The sequence below is a fragment of the Brevibacillus panacihumi W25 genome (genome assembly GCF_000503775.1).
In the GTDB taxonomy this organism is placed as follows: domain Bacteria; phylum Bacillota; class Bacilli; order Brevibacillales; family Brevibacillaceae; genus Brevibacillus; species Brevibacillus panacihumi_A.
On sequence record NZ_KI629782.1, the window covers coordinates 645430 to 660956 of the forward strand.

At 51.6% G+C, this 15527-nt stretch carries 14 protein-coding genes; 6 read left to right on the forward strand and 8 right to left on the reverse strand.

Going from position 1 to position 15527, the window contains the following annotated elements:
• Positions 1 to 28: 28 nt before the first annotated feature.
• Together splB and T458_RS32665 are read right to left on the reverse strand one after the other, a co-directional pair.
• Positions 29 to 1093: a spore photoproduct lyase gene (gene splB, locus T458_RS32660; protein ID WP_023554715.1), complete on the reverse strand. Its 1065-nt coding sequence runs from the start codon at positions 1091 to 1093 to the stop codon at positions 29 to 31.
• A gap of 74 nt (positions 1094 to 1167) precedes the next feature.
• On the reverse strand, positions 1168 to 1377 hold the full coding sequence (locus tag T458_RS32665; RefSeq protein ID WP_031305368.1) for a hypothetical protein: 210 nt from the start codon (positions 1375 to 1377) through the stop codon (positions 1168 to 1170).
• A 114-nt stretch (positions 1378 to 1491) separates the two neighbouring features.
• Here T458_RS32665 and T458_RS32670 point away from each other — a divergent pair, with 114 nt between their 5' ends.
• Entirely contained in the window at positions 1492 to 2004 is a 513-nt protein-coding gene (locus tag T458_RS32670) for a sigma-70 family RNA polymerase sigma factor (protein ID WP_023554717.1), read from the forward strand.
• Positions 2005 to 2061: 57 nt separating this feature from the next.
• The gene (locus T458_RS32675) at positions 2062 to 3369 is read left to right on the forward strand and encodes a DUF4179 domain-containing protein (protein WP_031305369.1); all 1308 of its coding nucleotides are present in this window, start codon (positions 2062 to 2064) and stop codon (positions 3367 to 3369) included.
• Positions 3370 to 3409: 40 nt separating this feature from the next.
• On the opposite strand, the gene thiD is transcribed toward T458_RS32675, so the two are convergent.
• Entirely contained in the window at positions 3410 to 4204 is a 795-nt protein-coding gene (gene thiD, locus T458_RS32680; protein ID WP_023554719.1) for a bifunctional hydroxymethylpyrimidine kinase/phosphomethylpyrimidine kinase, read from the reverse strand.
• Between the two features lie 113 nt (positions 4205 to 4317).
• Between thiD and T458_RS32685 the strand changes: the two genes are divergently transcribed.
• The 3 genes from T458_RS32685 (at position 4318) to T458_RS32695 (ending at position 7654) form a co-directional block, all read left to right on the forward strand.
• Positions 4318 to 5124, forward strand: a complete 807-nt coding sequence (locus T458_RS32685; RefSeq protein ID WP_023554720.1) for a sensor histidine kinase — start codon at positions 4318 to 4320, stop codon at positions 5122 to 5124.
• Positions 5121 to 5768, forward strand: a complete 648-nt coding sequence (locus T458_RS32690) for a response regulator (RefSeq protein ID WP_023554721.1) — start codon at positions 5121 to 5123, stop codon at positions 5766 to 5768. Before T458_RS32685 ends, T458_RS32690 begins: the two co-directional genes overlap by 4 nt.
• Positions 5769 to 6166: 398 nt before the next feature.
• Positions 6167 to 7654 (forward strand): IS1182 family transposase, encoded by a 1488-nt coding sequence (locus T458_RS32695; protein ID WP_031305284.1) that lies wholly within the window; start codon positions 6167 to 6169, stop codon positions 7652 to 7654.
• A 120-nt stretch (positions 7655 to 7774) separates the two neighbouring features.
• Here T458_RS32695 and T458_RS32700 read toward each other — a convergent pair whose 3' ends face one another.
• Together T458_RS32700 and T458_RS32705 are read right to left on the reverse strand one after the other, a co-directional pair.
• Positions 7775 to 8773, reverse strand: a complete 999-nt coding sequence (locus T458_RS32700) for a TIGR03943 family putative permease subunit (RefSeq protein ID WP_023554722.1) — start codon at positions 8771 to 8773, stop codon at positions 7775 to 7777.
• A gap of 13 nt (positions 8774 to 8786) precedes the next feature.
• Positions 8787 to 9677, reverse strand: a complete 891-nt coding sequence (locus T458_RS32705) for a permease (protein ID WP_031305370.1) — start codon at positions 9675 to 9677, stop codon at positions 8787 to 8789.
• Between the two features lie 277 nt (positions 9678 to 9954).
• On the opposite strand from T458_RS32705, the gene T458_RS32710 reads away from it, so the two are divergent.
• Complete coding sequence (locus tag T458_RS32710; RefSeq protein WP_023554724.1) at positions 9955 to 11004, forward strand: flavin-containing monooxygenase; 1050 nt, start codon at positions 9955 to 9957, stop codon at positions 11002 to 11004.
• Between the two features lie 70 nt (positions 11005 to 11074).
• On the opposite strand, the gene T458_RS32715 is transcribed toward T458_RS32710, so the two are convergent.
• From T458_RS32715 to T458_RS32725, 3 genes are all read right to left on the reverse strand, one after another.
• Positions 11075 to 12499 (reverse strand): aldehyde dehydrogenase family protein, encoded by a 1425-nt coding sequence (locus T458_RS32715; RefSeq protein ID WP_023554725.1) that lies wholly within the window; start codon positions 12497 to 12499, stop codon positions 11075 to 11077.
• A gap of 24 nt (positions 12500 to 12523) precedes the next feature.
• On the reverse strand, positions 12524 to 13873 hold the full coding sequence (gene gabT, locus T458_RS32720; protein WP_023554726.1) for a 4-aminobutyrate--2-oxoglutarate transaminase: 1350 nt from the start codon (positions 13871 to 13873) through the stop codon (positions 12524 to 12526).
• A 190-nt stretch (positions 13874 to 14063) separates the two neighbouring features.
• Complete coding sequence (locus tag T458_RS32725) at positions 14064 to 15464, reverse strand: sigma-54 interaction domain-containing protein (protein WP_023554727.1); 1401 nt, start codon at positions 15462 to 15464, stop codon at positions 14064 to 14066.
• Positions 15465 to 15527 lie beyond the last annotated feature (63 nt).

Below are 15527 nucleotides of genomic sequence, written 5' to 3' on the forward strand. Positions count from 1 at the left end.
CTCGAGCAGCTTGTAAACGCTTTATCATTTACGTAAAGTACTCGACACGAGCCTGTGGAAACAATCTGGAGATTTCCTTTTCCAAATGAGCTTGCAGCGCTTTTGCCTTCACGTCAGGATAGACGTATTTTCCTTTCCCGTACTTGCCCCATTTGTATTTTCGTTCCTCTTCGTTCATTTCCAGCTTAGTCTTGGGATACCGCTGCAATATCAAGCTTTTTGCGATCTTGGTGAAACGGTGCTGAATCAGTTCAAATGTCAAATCCTCCATGGCCTCCGGGACAAGCTGTTCGCGCAGCCTCTCCAATAGATCCGTATACCCCTCTTCCCAGCCCTCAAACCAGTACAATGGCGCCAAAATGAACCCCAGCGGATAGCCTGCTTTCGCCACTTTTCCCGCAGCTTCCAGTCTTTCGCTGAAACTCGAGGTTCCCGGCTCGAAGTTCTTGATCACATAATCTGCGTTCATGCTGAAGCGAAAGCGCGTATGCCCTTTGTGCCTGGCGTCGAGAAGGGAGTCCACATGGTGGAATTTGGTGACAAAGCGCAGCCTGCCCCACTCCTGCTCCCCCATAAATTCAATCGCCCGCTTCAAATTGCCGGTGATATGCTCGATGCTGACCGGGTCCGAAGTACAAGCAGCCTCAAAGCGGGTGATTTCTCCCGCCCGCTCCTCAATGTAGGTTTTCGCCTGCGCGAAGATCTCATCGGTGTTGACGTAGATTCGGATATACGGCCTGGAGCCGACGTTGGTATTCAGATAACAGTAGTGACAGTGGCCCACACATCCAGTGGCGAGCGGGATGGCGTATTCAGCAGAAGGCTTTGAGGTCTCGAACTTCAAGGTTTTGCGTACCCCGATCACCAGCGTGCGCTTGGCATTGCGGTATTTCTCCGCATCCGTCTCTCCCGGGATTCCCCGGACCTGGTTGTGGCTGGTCGTCATCTGTATCGGGATTCCTTCCCGCTGAAAGCGCTGGTACAGCTCTTTCCCCAGCGGATAATCAAGAGCGTGGGGCTCGACAAAGACATAGTCAGGGATAAAAAGACCGGATTTGCTTCTGCCTGGCGCTTCCTGCACTGTAGTCGCCATACTCTCCCCCCTTTGCTCTAGTATGTCCCGCTAGCTTCTCGTCCGCGCTGGTGTGTAGATGGCATGGGCTTTTCCTACATCGTTTGCTTAAAAAGGTGAAGCCATTTCTTGGCCTGCTCTTGCTGGGAGGACGGGACGCGCAGAGAATAGACATGCCCGTTTCTCTTGGTCCGTTTAGCGACTACCTTGACCTGAATGCCCTTCAATTCCAAAAATTGCCGACAATCCTGTGCGACCCGGGGCAGGCCGTAGGATTGGTGTATTGTGACCCATCTCGTCCACATACAGTCGTTTCCACCCTTTTTCCTGTTTGTCATACAGTAAGCAAAAAAGAAGGAGAAGGTTCGGCAAAACCGTTTTCGCTCTTCGCGAGTCTAATGATTGTAGGAGGGGTGAACGTGAATCTGGAACAGCTTGTCCGTGAGGCCCAAAAAGGGGACGATCAGGCTTTTTACCAGCTTATCCTCATGCACAAGGAGCGGATGTATCGCGTGGCGTATGCCTTTTTGCGCACGGAAACAGATGCATTGGAAGCTATACAGGAAGCGACTTGTCGCGCTTATCTCAAACTGTCTGCGTTAAAGGAGCCGGCCTATTTTTCAACTTGGCTGACACGGCTTTTGATCCACTTGTGCATAGATGAGCAAAAACGAAGAAAGCGCTGGATTTTGGAAGAGACCGACCGGGAGCGCATAGACCCACAGGCAGATCATACAGATGAACGAATCTTGCTGCAGGCTGCCATGGAACGGCTCTCCCCGATTCAGCGACATGTCATCATTCTGAAGTATTTTGAAGATCTGACGATACGCGAAATTGCTTCCCTGCTCGACCATCCGGAAGGGACGATCAAAACCTGGCTGCATAAGGCACTCGGCGCATTGCGTCACGACTTGGGAAAAGGCTGGTGAACGCTCATGCAACATGAAGATAAGTTAGAACAGTCGTTGAATGAGGAAAAAGAACGCATGCAAGCAGTAATACTGCCTGCTGATCTGGACCATTACATCCGAAAAGGAGTAGACAAAGCAAAGCGATTGCAGGCAAGACGGAAGCGGTGGCAGCGCTACGGGACCAGCTTGGCTGCTTGTTTATTGGTCGTGGGACTGTTCTTTTCCATCCGCTTGTCTCCGGTTGTCGCTGCCTATGTGAGTCATATCCCGGGGATGGAAAAGCTGGTGGAGCTGATTCGCGAGGACAAAGGCCTGCAGCGGGCAGCAGAGCATAGGATGGTGCAAAACGTCGGAGAAAGCATCCAGCAAGGAGCCATCCGCTTCAGTGTGGACGAGGTGCTGATGGATGAACGGCGCATGCTGATTTTTTATACGCTCTCGCAGGATCGCTCCGATCAGGTTCTCTCCTTGCATAAAGTGGAGCTGCTGGACACTGCGGGGAATCCGTGGGGACTTGGCGGCGCATCGTGGAGTCACAATTTGGAACCGGGACAAACCACGAAAAATCGGATCGATTTTACGTTCGAAGAAAGAGGGGAAGTGCCGGATTTCTTGCAGCTTCGCGCCACGATATCCATCGACGGCGAAGAACAAGATACTCCGGTAAACGTGGTGTTTGCCATCGACAAGACGAAGTTTGTTGTACATCAACCCATCTCCTATGAGGTAAACCAAGAGGTACAAGTCGACAGCCAACGCTTCACGGTCGAAAGCATCACCGCCTATCCGACGCAAACAGAGGTAAGGATCCGCTTCGATCCCGCCAATACCAAGCATATTTTTGAATTCGACCAATTGGAGCTGGAAGATGAAAAGGGAGCTACCTACGCCTTTTGGGGAAATGGCTTGCCTTATTCCCGCGAAGGCGACGATGTGGTCATTTACCATCTGGAGAGCATCTACTTTGCCAAATTCGAACAACTGATGCTGCAGGCGAAAGGGATCCGCGCGCTGGATAAGGACAAGCTGACTGTGACGATAGATGCCCGGACAGGCGATTTCACGAAGATACCGGATGAACGCCTTCGCCTGGACGCCCTGCGCCAACGGGACGATGTCGTGGGAATGGACCTTTCGCTAATCGTAGATGAGATCGACCACTCGCGATATGTGTCTTTGCTTGGCGAGCTGACAGATGACCTGGGTAATGAATATGACCTGCTGCAAAGCACCTCTTCCAGTGACTATCCATCAAAAAACATACAGCTTTACGGTCATCTGTTTAAACGGCTCACTTCTCATGGCACCCCTTCGGAATACAGCTTCACGCTTTACAGCTATCCAACTCGGCTTACAGAAGGCTTCGCAATCAAGATCAAATAGAAAAGGCCCGGCTTCGCGCCGGGCTTTTCACGTTCTTCCTTTATTCGATAACAGCCCAGTGATTGGTTGGACCGTGGCCCCCGCCCAGTTCAGGTGCTGTCTTAATCGCTTCGAAAATAAAGCGGTTCGCCTTCTCCACCGCCTCAATCAGCGGCGTGCCTTTGGCCAGTTCTGCGGTCAATGCAGCCGAGAACGTACAACCCGTCCCATGCGTGTGCCGGGTCTGGATGCGCTCGTGGACGATCTCGTGAAAAGCTTGTCCATCGTACAGGATGTCCCGCACTTCGTCGCCTTCCAGATGCCCGCCCTTCATCATGACGTTGCGCACGCCCAACGCGTGAATCGCCTTGGCCGCTTCGCGCATCTGCTCCGCATTGCGAATCTGCATACCCGTCAAGCACTCCGCTTCCGGTACATTCGGAGTAACAACCTCCGCGAGAGGCAGCAAACCTTTGGTCAGTGCTTCAATCGCATCATCCTGGAGCAGCTTTGCCCCGCCCTTTGCGATCATGACAGGGTCCACAACCAATTTCAGTTTGTTGTACGGACGCAGTTCATCCGCCACAGCCCTGATGATCGCCGCATCGAAGAGCATCCCCGTCTTGGCCGCATCCGCTCCGATATCGCGGAGCACCTCATGGATTTGCTGGGCAACAGCTTCTGTCGTCATGGGATATACCCCAAACACCCCGAGGGTGCTTTGAACCGTAATCGCGGTGATCGCACTCATTCCGTATGCGCCGAACTGATGAAAGGTTTTGAGATCCGCCTGAATCCCGGCGCCGCCTCCACTATCTGAGCCTGCTATCGTTAAAGCTCTGGCTACCTGTTTCATGTTATCCTCCACCACCCATCTCGCTATTCTCTGATCTTATCTGAGTATATCATCGAAAGCTACAGTTCGGTATACTAGTCTTGATTGCCATCGGACAAGGAAGGAAGAAAGCAATGACTTACCGCACCCTTTACTGGTTGACCGCCCTGCTCCCTCCGATCATCATCGGAGGTTTTGAATTCATCCGCCATGACTTCCTGCTGCCCTATCTCTCCATGGAGGACGGCAATGTATACATCACGATCCTCACGTTGGTACTCTCTTTTCTATTCGCCAACTGGATGTTCCGTACGATTGAGAGGATGAATGCTCGCCTTGTCGAGGAGCAGGCACGTCGCGCTGTCTACGAGGAACGGGAGCGGTTGGCCCGCGAACTGCATGACGGCATCGCGCAGTCTCTCTTTTTTCTCAACGTCAAACTGAAGCAAGGACATTTGGACGATGCGCGCATTGCCGTGTCGGCGATTGACAATCACGTCAGACAAGCCATTTTCAATCTGCGCTCGCTCCCGGAGGAAGGCAGTCTGGAGCAGCGTCTGGAAAACTGGCTGGCCCAGTGGAGTGCTCTCTCTGGCGTAGATATCGTACATGAGATACAGGTTAGCGACAATTTTTTCTCACCTGCCCAGGAGGTCCAGGTGTTTGGCATCATCCAGGAGGCATTTGCCAACATTCGCAAGCATTCGCAAGCCCGCCATGCCTGGATTTCGCTGGTTACGCAAGATTCACGCAGCTGGATGCTGACGATCGAAGATGACGGCATCGGGATCTCGCCTGATTCAAAAAGGTCCAAAAAATACGGACTGTCCATGATGCGTGAACGCGCCCGGCAGTTGGACGCCATTTTGGAAATCAAACAGCGGGAAGGCGGCGGAACGTTGATCAGCCTGATCTCTCAAAAAGGAGGTGAAAACAGATGAACCCCTATCGAGTCATTATCGCTGACGATCACTCCATGGCGCGGTTGGCGATTCGCAGTTTGCTTGACCCGGACCCTTCGTTTGAGGTGGTAGGAGAAGCTGTCAACGGGGAAGAAGCTTTTCAGCTTTGCGGCGAACTGCAGCCTGATCTCGTCCTGATGGATATCAATATGCCCAAATGGAGCGGGCTGGAAGCGACACGCGAAGTCAAAAAAGCCTACCCTCACATTAAAGTCGTCATTCTCAGCATCTCCGATGATGTCGGCGACTTGATCACGGCGATCCAGTTCGGCGCTCAGGGCTACCTCCTGAAAAACCTCGAGCCAGACGACTGGATCAACTATCTGCATGCACTATTGTGCGAAGACAGTCTCCCCTCGCGCGAGATGGCGACCCGACTGTTTCATCATTTTCGCCAGGAAGAGCTGGGAGACGAGCTGAAGCCTGATGTGCTGACACCGCGTGAACGCGAGATTGTCATGTATGTCGGGGCTGGCAAGACAAACCGGGAGATCAGCGATGCACTGGTCATTGCCGAGAACACGGTAAAAAATCACATCAAAAATATTTTAGACAAGCTGCAACTGGCGAACCGTGTGCAACTGGCCGCATATGCCGTACGCCATCACTTGTTAAAAAAATAAAAAAGAGCGCCCTGAGGAGAGCCCTGCAAAAGTCCACCTACTATCTGTAAACTGAATCCCCAGTGCTTTTAGGTACTGGGGATTCATGTGTCGTGAATGTAGCTGTAGTGGGGAGAAGCATGTTTCCGATCTGCGCTACGGTCTACGTCCCGCAAGGGAGTTAAACTGTCCGCTCCACAGCGATCCCGGGGGAAGCGCAAAACGGCGCGCAGCTCCGGAGTTTATTCATAGGTTGCGCTTTCGTTTCCCCGGGCTTCGCTGTTCCGCTAGGCTGGACTCCGCCAATCGCTCCGCCTGGAAACATGCTTCTCCTCCCCAACCGTAGAGTTTTCAACCAGTACCCCCTTTGGCACTGGGTTTTGTTGTACAATGAAAAGAAAACGAAAGAGTTGGAACCATTGCTACAGCCCTCTAAACAAATGACGGCATCTTTCCATGCCGAATTATACAAACTGATTCCCGAGGATCACCCATTACGAAAAATCAATGAAATCGTAGATTTCACGTTTATTCATGACTTAGTTCGTTCCTCTTATTGTGAGCATTACGGAAGACCTGCTAACGAACCAGAACTCCTGTTTCGTTTGCTGTTTTTACAAGTTCTCTACAATCTTTCGGATGAACGCATCATTCAGGAAACGCAGGTAAACCTCGCTTACAAGTGGTTTTTAGGTGTAAATCCGGAGGATAACCTTCCTGACCCCTCCCAACTGTCTCGCTTTCGTAATCATCGATTAGGAGCAGGAGCCGTGGATGAGGTGCTCATATCAGTTGTGCGTCAGTGCATTGAAAAAGGTCTTGTGAAGTCAAAGACGATCATCATGGACTCCACCCATACACTGGCAGCTTCGCAAAAACAAAAGCCACTTGAAGTACTTCGAGATGCGGCGAAGCGCCTGTTCCGTGTTGTGGTGAAAAAGCATCCCAAGCTTGAGAAGAAACTCCCGAAGTTACCGGGGTTGAGGAAAGAAGATCAAGAGGATGCCGAGAAGATCATGCTTCAGTACCTGGCTAATCTTGGGGAAACTGTTGAGTTGTTGTTGCCGGATCATGAAGGTTCCATCTCGGAGAAAGTTCGAATCGCCAAGGCCATCGTGGAAGACGAGCGTCTCCTTGCCAATAAAGGCATTATGTCGGCCATTGATCCGGATGCACGCTTTGGATGGAAGAGCAATACAAAATCCTTTTTTGGCTACAAAGAACATATCGCCATGACAGAAGAAGAGATCATTACGGCTGTGGAAGTTACTGAAGGAAGTTCGGATGACGGCAAACAATTCAAAGAACTTTTGAATCAAACCTTGGACGCAGGTATAGAAGTACATGAAGTGATTGCTGACACTGCATATTCGGGTAAAGATAATTTGGAAGAGATGAAAAGTAAGCAGATTCAACCCGTCGTACCACTTAACCCGATCGTACATAACGGAGGGCTTAGACAAGAAGGTTTTGAATACAACAAGGATGCAGACTTTGTTATTTGTCCGGCAGGACAACACAGTATTCGAAAAGCTGTCCAAGGAAGCAAGCAAAGTGGCAATAGTCGTTCTCTTGTTTTCTATTTCGATACCGAGAAATGCAAGGCGTGCCCGCTTAAGGAAGGATGCTTCAAGCCAGGAGCGAAGAGCAAAACCTATTCCATTCGGATTGTGGCGGAACATTACCAAGAGCAAATCGAGTTTGAGAAAAGCGATACGTTCAAGGAACGTATTTGTCGCAGACCGATTATTGAACATAAAAATGCGGAACTAAAAAGGTATCATGGGATGACCAAGGCTAAGTACCGTGGTCTCTTTCGCATGCGAATACAGGCAATACTTACGACTTTCGTCGTAAATGTAAAACGGATGATAAAATTAACAGAGAAAATGCAGTCCGCCTCCTGAGGGAGATTGAACTGCATTTTTTCGTTATTGCCCTCTTTTTTACACAATTCAATGGGGTTACTCGAGTTGCAAGCTCCAACAAGGGGATTTTGCAGGGCTCTCCCTTAGACGCTCTTTTTTCTATTCACTCCCCTGCGGAGCTTCAAAGCTGTAGTAAACGTAGGGATCCTTCGGTGCATCTACAGGCTCTACCTGCGTAGCTTTCAGTACCAGCATATCGTAGCCATCTGCATTTCTTAGCTCCAGCTTCCCGCGAACCTTGACCCAGCTGTCGATAGGATAGTTTTTGGCTTGTTTGTCTTCCACCAGAATTCCGAACACACTGGCGTCTGCTGTACAGCAGGAGACTGAAAAACGAGCCACGACAAACTGCTCCTCCGAAAAATCGGATTGATGGTAGACGAAGCCCATCGTCTCGATTTCCTTGCCCGCAAATTCCTTGGCATACAGCTCCATCGTTGTCAAACCGTCTAAAAACACTTTGTCATCCAGCTTGATCACAGGCTGCTTATACAGGAATACCGCAATGTCTGTGTAAAAGTCGCCAAAATCACTTTCAGCAAAGAGTTGCCTGATTTGCGCTTCTTCCAGCGGGACAGTCTTCACTGGCTCTTCGGATGTGTTTGACGGCTCTGCTTGCTTCCTGACATCTTCCGCTATCCGCTCCCCGTCATTTGGCTGCACATCCACCTGTGACTCCATCTCAGGCACCGTAGCATTGACCTGTGCCAGTTTTCGGACGTCATTGCTCAGCAGGTTCACACCCAGATTTTCTGCCATGGCACTCCCCAGCGTTTTGTCCGGCATGAATATGCCCATCGCCAAAGGGAGACAGAAAAGCCCGTATACGATCAGCGAAGTCCATGGCGACCGGGGGATTTTATGCGCGTCGCAGTCACAATCATAATCGCTCTGGCCGATGATGACCTGGCGGATGCTCGCGATCGTCAAGATGATCAGGATGCCCAGCGTCACGTAGTTCAGCATATGCAGCCGGGGTGCCAGATACTGGCTTAGCCTCCCCGTAATGATCATCTCCGCAAGCAAGAGCACAAAACCGCTCAATATCAATGTTCGCAATATGTAATGACGTTTCCATTTTTTCTGATTTTGGTCCATTTTTCTTCTCCTCTCACACCGGCATCCATAATGTGACGACCAATACCGTAATTGTCACCGCCAGGATCAGCTTGACCACAAAGCCAAAACGGAATGAATGGAACAGCAGCAAGGTCGTTTTCAAGTCCATCATGGGACCGAAGACGAGGAAAGCCAGTAGCGAACTGCTCTGGAAGGTATTGGCAAAGGAAGCTGCAATAAACGCATCTGCTTCTGAACATAGCGAGAGGATATACGCCATGCCCATCATGACCAAATGGGAAGAGAGTGGCGTCTGTCCGATCCCCAGCATGGTTTCCCGACTGACGAAAACTTGCAGCAGCGCACTGATTAATGCCCCGAATAGGAGGAATTTTCCCATATCAAAAAATTCATCGACTGCATGAGAAAAAGTAGCCGACAGCTTGCCACGAGATGCTTCCACATGTCTCGCCTCATGTCTGATCTCTGTCTCCATTCCCAAGCGCAGCGGATTCTTTTTGACGAAGAACAACACCAGAATCCCGATCACGAAGGCAACAATCAACGCCGAAATCGCACGATACATCGCCATGTCAGGCTGCCGGGTAAAAGCCGTGTAGGTAGAAGTCAACACGATTGGATTGACGATTGGACCCGCCAACAGGAAGACGATCCCCACATGAAGCGGCATCCCTTTCTGAATCAGGCGGCGAACCACCGGAATGATGGCGCATTCGCACACGGGGAACAGCACTCCCAAGAGCCCGGCAAAGGGCAACGCAATGAATGGATTTTTAGGCGTCCAGCGGCGAACTTGTTCTTCTGTCACAAACGTCTGAATAAAGGCGGAAAAAAAGACTCCCAATAAAACAAAGGGAATGGCTTCAAGGACGATACTGAGGAAAAAGGTTCTGACATCCAGCCATTTCGGTGACCAAGTGATGAGATTCGCATAAAGAGGATTGCTCGTGCCCCCTGTTGTCACCCAGACGACGGCAAGCCCCAGTATGACCGCTCCCAGGCTGTCACGAAGCAGGCTACGGAAGTTTACCGGCAAGATGCTAACCTCCTAACGATCTAGCGAATTGTATATCTTTTCTATTATATGCGAACCTGTCCAATGATACCAAATTCTCATAATCATTCAAATAAACACTTGAATGTTTGAACTCTTTTTGGTAGCCTTTACCTTAATCAAGGAGAGAAAAGAAGGGATTGCCATGAACGAGTACGATGTCATTGTGGTCGGAGGAGGGCAAGCGGGGCTGGCTATGGGCTATTATTTGCGACAGACCAATCGCCGCTTTCTGATTTTGGATTCGCAAAAACGGACTGGAGATAGCTGGCGACAGCGATACGACACCCTGGTCTTGTTTACACCCCGTCGCTACAGTGCCTTGCCAGGACTGGAGTTCCCCGGCGAGCAAATGCAGCTGCCAACCAAGGAGGAGACGGCAGACTACCTGGAAATGTACGCCCGGCACTTTGACCTTCCCATCCAATATCAATCAACAGTGCTGCGGGTGGAAAAAACGGCCGGAGGATATACAGTCGAGACGGCAGATGAGGTATTGCATACTCGTAGCCTCGTCGTTGCCACTGGTCCTTTTCAAACACCGTTCATTCCTGCGTTGGGGCAGCAGGATTCATCAGATGTCTTCTCCCTGCATACTGCCTCTTATCGGAATGAAACGCAATTGCCGCCCGGTCCCGTCCTGATCGTCGGCGGGGGAAATTCGGGTGTACAGATCGCTGTCGAGCTTGCCGCCTCCCGTCCAGTCTATCTGTCCATGGGGCAGGATCGCACCTTTCTTCCAGCCATGATCTTCGGCAGATCGATCTTCTCGTATCTGTACGCATTCGGATTGCTTGAATCGCCTGGGACCTCCTGGCTGGGGAAAAAGTGGCGCGCCAAACCCGACCCGATCTTTGGCTACCGCAAGCAGGTACGCGAGCTGACGAAAAAAGGGCAGCTGCACGTAACCCAGCGCACTCGCTCCATTCAGAATCGTACGGCGACTTTTGACGATGGAGCAAAAGCCGAGATTTCCGCCATCATCTGGGCTACTGGTTTTCGCTCGAATTATGAATGGCTTCAGATACCCGGAGTATTGGCGGCAGATGGGAAGCCAATCCATGAAAGAGGCATTTCTCCCGTCCAGGATCTCTATTTCATCGGGTTGCCTTGGCAGTATTCCCGGGGCTCCGCCCTTCTCGGCGGGGTTGGAAATGACGCAAAATATATCGTGGAGCGGATGGAAAATCAATAATCTCCGGCGTCGACGAAAAAAGCGAGCCTCTGCGGGCTCGCTTGTCTGCTTATTTGATTGATTATGCTGGCTACAGCTTGATGGTGATTAGCTTTAATTCCGTCATTTCCTCGACCGCATACTTGATTCCCTCACGGCCAAAGCCGCTTTCCTTCACTCCGCCATACGGCATGTGATCCACCCGGAATGTCGGGATGTCGTTGATCATGACACCGCCTACTTCCAATTCGTCGGCGGCTTTGAGCGCTTTCTGAATGTCGCGGGTGTAAATGCCAGCCTGCAGCCCGTAGCGGGAGTCATTGACGGCTTCAATCGCCTCTTCAAGCTTCTGGAAAGGTGTGACGACTACGATCGGACCGAAGACCTCCTGGCAGGAGCATTTCATGTCACTCGCTACATTGGTCAGAATCGTCGGGGCAAAAAGCCGCTCGTTCACGGGCTTGCCGCCTGTAACCACGTTCGCCCCTCTGGAGACGGCTTCCTCCACCCAGTCTGTCATGCGTTGATGGTCTTTAGCCGAGATGAGAGACGACATGTCCGTCGCTTCCTCCAGAGGATCGCCGAGCACCAGCTTTTCCGTCGCCGCCTGGAAGGAGGAGAGGAATTCTTCGTACTTGCTTTCGTGCACGTAGACACGCTGCAGCGAGATGCACACCTGACCGCTAAACGAGAACCCGCCTATCACACAGCGATCGATCAATGCCTGATCGATCTCCACGTTATCGTCAATGATCAGAGCCGAGTTGGAGCCCAGCTCCAGCGTAACCCGCTTGAGGCCAGCTTTGTTCTTCATCGCGATTCCGACTTCCGGACTTCCAGTGAAGGTGATCGCGGCAATTCGCGGATCGCGCACCAGCTTTTCGCCCACGATAGCGCCTTTTCCGGGGAGAATATTCAAGGCTCCTTCGGGCAGACCTGCTTCGGCAAAAATATCGGCCAATACCAAGGCACTCAACGGAGTTTGGCTGGCAGGCTTGAGCACCACTGTGTTTCCGGCAGCAAAGGCAGGGCCCAGCTTGTGTGCTACGAGATTAAACGGGAAGTTGAACGGTGTGATGGCTCCCACGACACCGATCGGCTTTGGGAAGGTGAAAGCCAACCGCCCCTCTCCGCCCGGTGCAGCGTCTAGCGGGATGGTTTCGCCATGGATGCGTTTTGCTTCCTCTGCAGCAAATTTATACGTCTGAATCGTTCGGCCGATCTCTGTTCTGGCAGTACGAATCGGCTTGGCTGCTTCCGACGCCAGAATCCGAGCCAGCTCCTCCTGCCGCGCTTCCATAATCGCGACCGCCTTTTCCAAAATGGCGGCGCGCTTGCTTGCCGGAAGTTTCGCCATCGTCTTGCTCGCCTGTCTCGCAGCTTCGATAGCTTCGTCTACATCTGCATCGTCCGCCTGCCCGATCTCGGCGATCAACTCACCAGAGAAGGGAGAATAGAGCGGGGCGTACTCCTTTGCTTCCTTCCATTTCCCCTGGATGTACAAATGCTTCTTCATTGCGATCCCCTCCTCTTCTCTCGATTAGTTGGTTACGTAGATCCCTTTCAATACATCGGTCATGATATCCAAGCCTTCCTGCAATTGCTCATCCGTGATGACCAGCGGTGTGAGGAAGCGCAGAATATTGCTGTGAACGCCTGCAGACAGCACGACTACTCCGTTCTCGCAACATCCTTTGGTCAGCTTTCCGACCAGCTCCTTCGCCGGCTCCCCTGTCTGCGGATCTACGAATTCCACCGCGCACATGGCGCCAAGCCCGCGGACATCCGCGATTACTGGCATGTCTTTTTGCAAAGCCAGGAAATGCTTCTGGATGGCATCGCCGATCTCTTGCGCCCGCTTGGCCAGATTTTCTTTTTCCATCTTTTCAATGACAGCCAGAGCCGCTACACAGCCCAGAGGACTTCCCCCGTAGGTCCCGCCGATTTCACCGGCAGTCGGCGCATCCATAATCTCTGCCCGCCCCGTAACCGCACTGATCGGCAGACCAGCCGCAATCGACTTGGACATCGTAATGATATCGGGTTCGATGCCGAAATGAGTGGAGGCAAACATTGAGCCAGTGCGGCAAAAACCGGTTTGAATTTCGTCTGCGATAAAGAGGATATCGTTCTTCTTGCAAATATTGTAAATTCCTTGAACAAATTCGACAGGAGGAATGACAAATCCGCCTTCTCCCTGGACTGGCTCCATAATAACCGCTGCCAGCTCTTCCGGAGATACCTCTGTCAAAAGGAAATCTTCAAACTGATCGACACAGTACTGGGCGTAGTCGGCATCCGTCAGCCCTGCCGGCTTGTTCATCGGGTACGGGAACTGGGCTTTATACGTCATGGGCGCAAATGGACCCATTTTGAATTTATACGGCTTTACTTTGCTGGTCAGGGACATGCCCAAAAGCGTACGACCGTGGAAGCCCCGGGTAAACGAGACAATCCCTTGACGGCCCGTGTATTTGCGGGCAATTTTGACCGCGTTTTCTACGGCTTCCGCACCGCTGTTGGCGAACATGGTTTTCTTGGCAAAATCGCCGGGCGTGATTTCAGCCAGTTTTTCCGCCAATTGGACATATGGCTCATACATGGCAACGTGGAAGCAGGTATGGATGTATTTGTCGAGCTGCTCCTTCAATACCTGGACGACTTCTGGCGGACAGTGGCCTGCGTTGATTGTACCGATCGCTCCGGCAAAATCCAGGTATGTGTTGCCGTCTACGTCTGTCAGCAATGCACCGGATGCGCGTTCTACGACAACCGGCGTGTTATTGCCCACACCACTGGGTACAGCCTGCTCCCTTCTGGCGATGATCGCGGCGCCTTTGGGACCTGGCACCCCTGCAGAAACATTGACAAATGTACGTTGTTTGGACATATGACCCAACCCCTTTAGGAGATTATTTGAGTAAGATTCGGTAATACCCGACCTGCTCCTTATACTTAGCAAAAAGCATGCCAAACTCAATAAAAGCGGAAAGCTCGCCTATTTTATCTGCATTTATTCACAATTGAATTATTTGCTGCAAAATCCGATTCAAAAATGAATTATATAATTCAAAAATGAATCAACTGCGAATACGGTATTTCTGCAGCTTCCGCACGACCGAGGGCTGGCTGATGCCCAGGAAGTCCGCCATCTCAGCTGTCGTGCGGCAGCGCTCAGAGGCATACCGCATCCATTTCTCCTCTACTTGATCCAGTGCCTCTTTGAGCGAAAAGCGGGGCATGAGCGGGACGTTCTCTTCCTGCTCGACGTAGCTCGCGGCTACCTCTGCCGGCAGATGGATGGGTTCGATCACTTCTTCATCTGTCGTCACGACCATGCGCTCCAGAACGTTTTCCAGTTCGCGCACATTGCCCGGCCAATCATACTGCATCAGAGCGGCGATTGTAGCGCTATCGAGCCGTTTCTCTAAGCCGTAGCGCTCATTTAGATTGCGCAGCACCACCCGAATCAGGGCGGCAATATCCTCCGGGCGCTCGCGCAAAGGAGGAACGTGGATCGGCACCACGTTCAGGCGAAAGTAGAGGTCCTGGCGAAACTTCCCTTCCTTAACCATGGCTTCGAGATTGCGGTTCGTTGCCGCAATCAGACGAAAATCCACCTCGCGATCTTGCGTGCTGCCAATTCGCTGCAGCTTTTTTTCCTGGATCACCTTGAGCAGCTTGGCTTGCAACGGGAGGGGAAGCTCTCCCAGCTCGTCTAGCAAAAGCGTCCCCCCATTTGCCATCTCGATGATGCCTTTCTTTCCCGTCTTGGCTGCTCCGGTGAACGAACCTGCCTCATAGCCGAACAACTCGGATTCGAGGAGCCCTTCGGGTATCGAGCCGCAGTTAATCTCGACGAAATCTCCTCCCGATCGGCGGCTGTTGCGGGGAATTTCCTTGGCGATTACGTTCTTCCCTACACCGGACTCTCCTAAGATCAGTACCGTAGAATCGACGACTGCCACTTTTTTGATCAGCCTGTTTATCGCCATCATCGCCTCGCTGACAGCCACCATACCGTCCTGATTCTTCTCCCGCAGCTCTTCTATCTCACTTTCAAATTGTTTCAACTGCTGATTCATACTCTCATAGCGCTGCTTTAATTCCAGAATTTCCGTCAAGTCATGCGAGTAGTTGACGACTGCCGTCAACTTGCCTTCGCCGGAGAAAACCGGATACGCGCTCACCATCAACTGCTGGCCATTTTTGGTCTCCTGCAAAATCGTCTGTGGAATGTTCTTTTGCATCACCATATGGGTGACAGAGGGATAAAACACCTTTTCCTGTTCCAGCTCAATGACGTTGCGGCCGAGAAGCTCGTCCTTGCTTCTGCCGTACATGTCCTCGCAGGAATCGCCGATCATGCGGATAAAGCCTTCCCCGTCCGTAATGATCAGATGATCCCGCGAAGTTTCCACAATCCCTTCCAAGACCTGACGAAGCCATTCTTCTTGTGCTGTATGCTGGTGCTTATCCATGATGACACCACCGTTTCCGTGATCGATGCTGTAAAAGCCATCCCCCTGATTTGAGAGATGGCT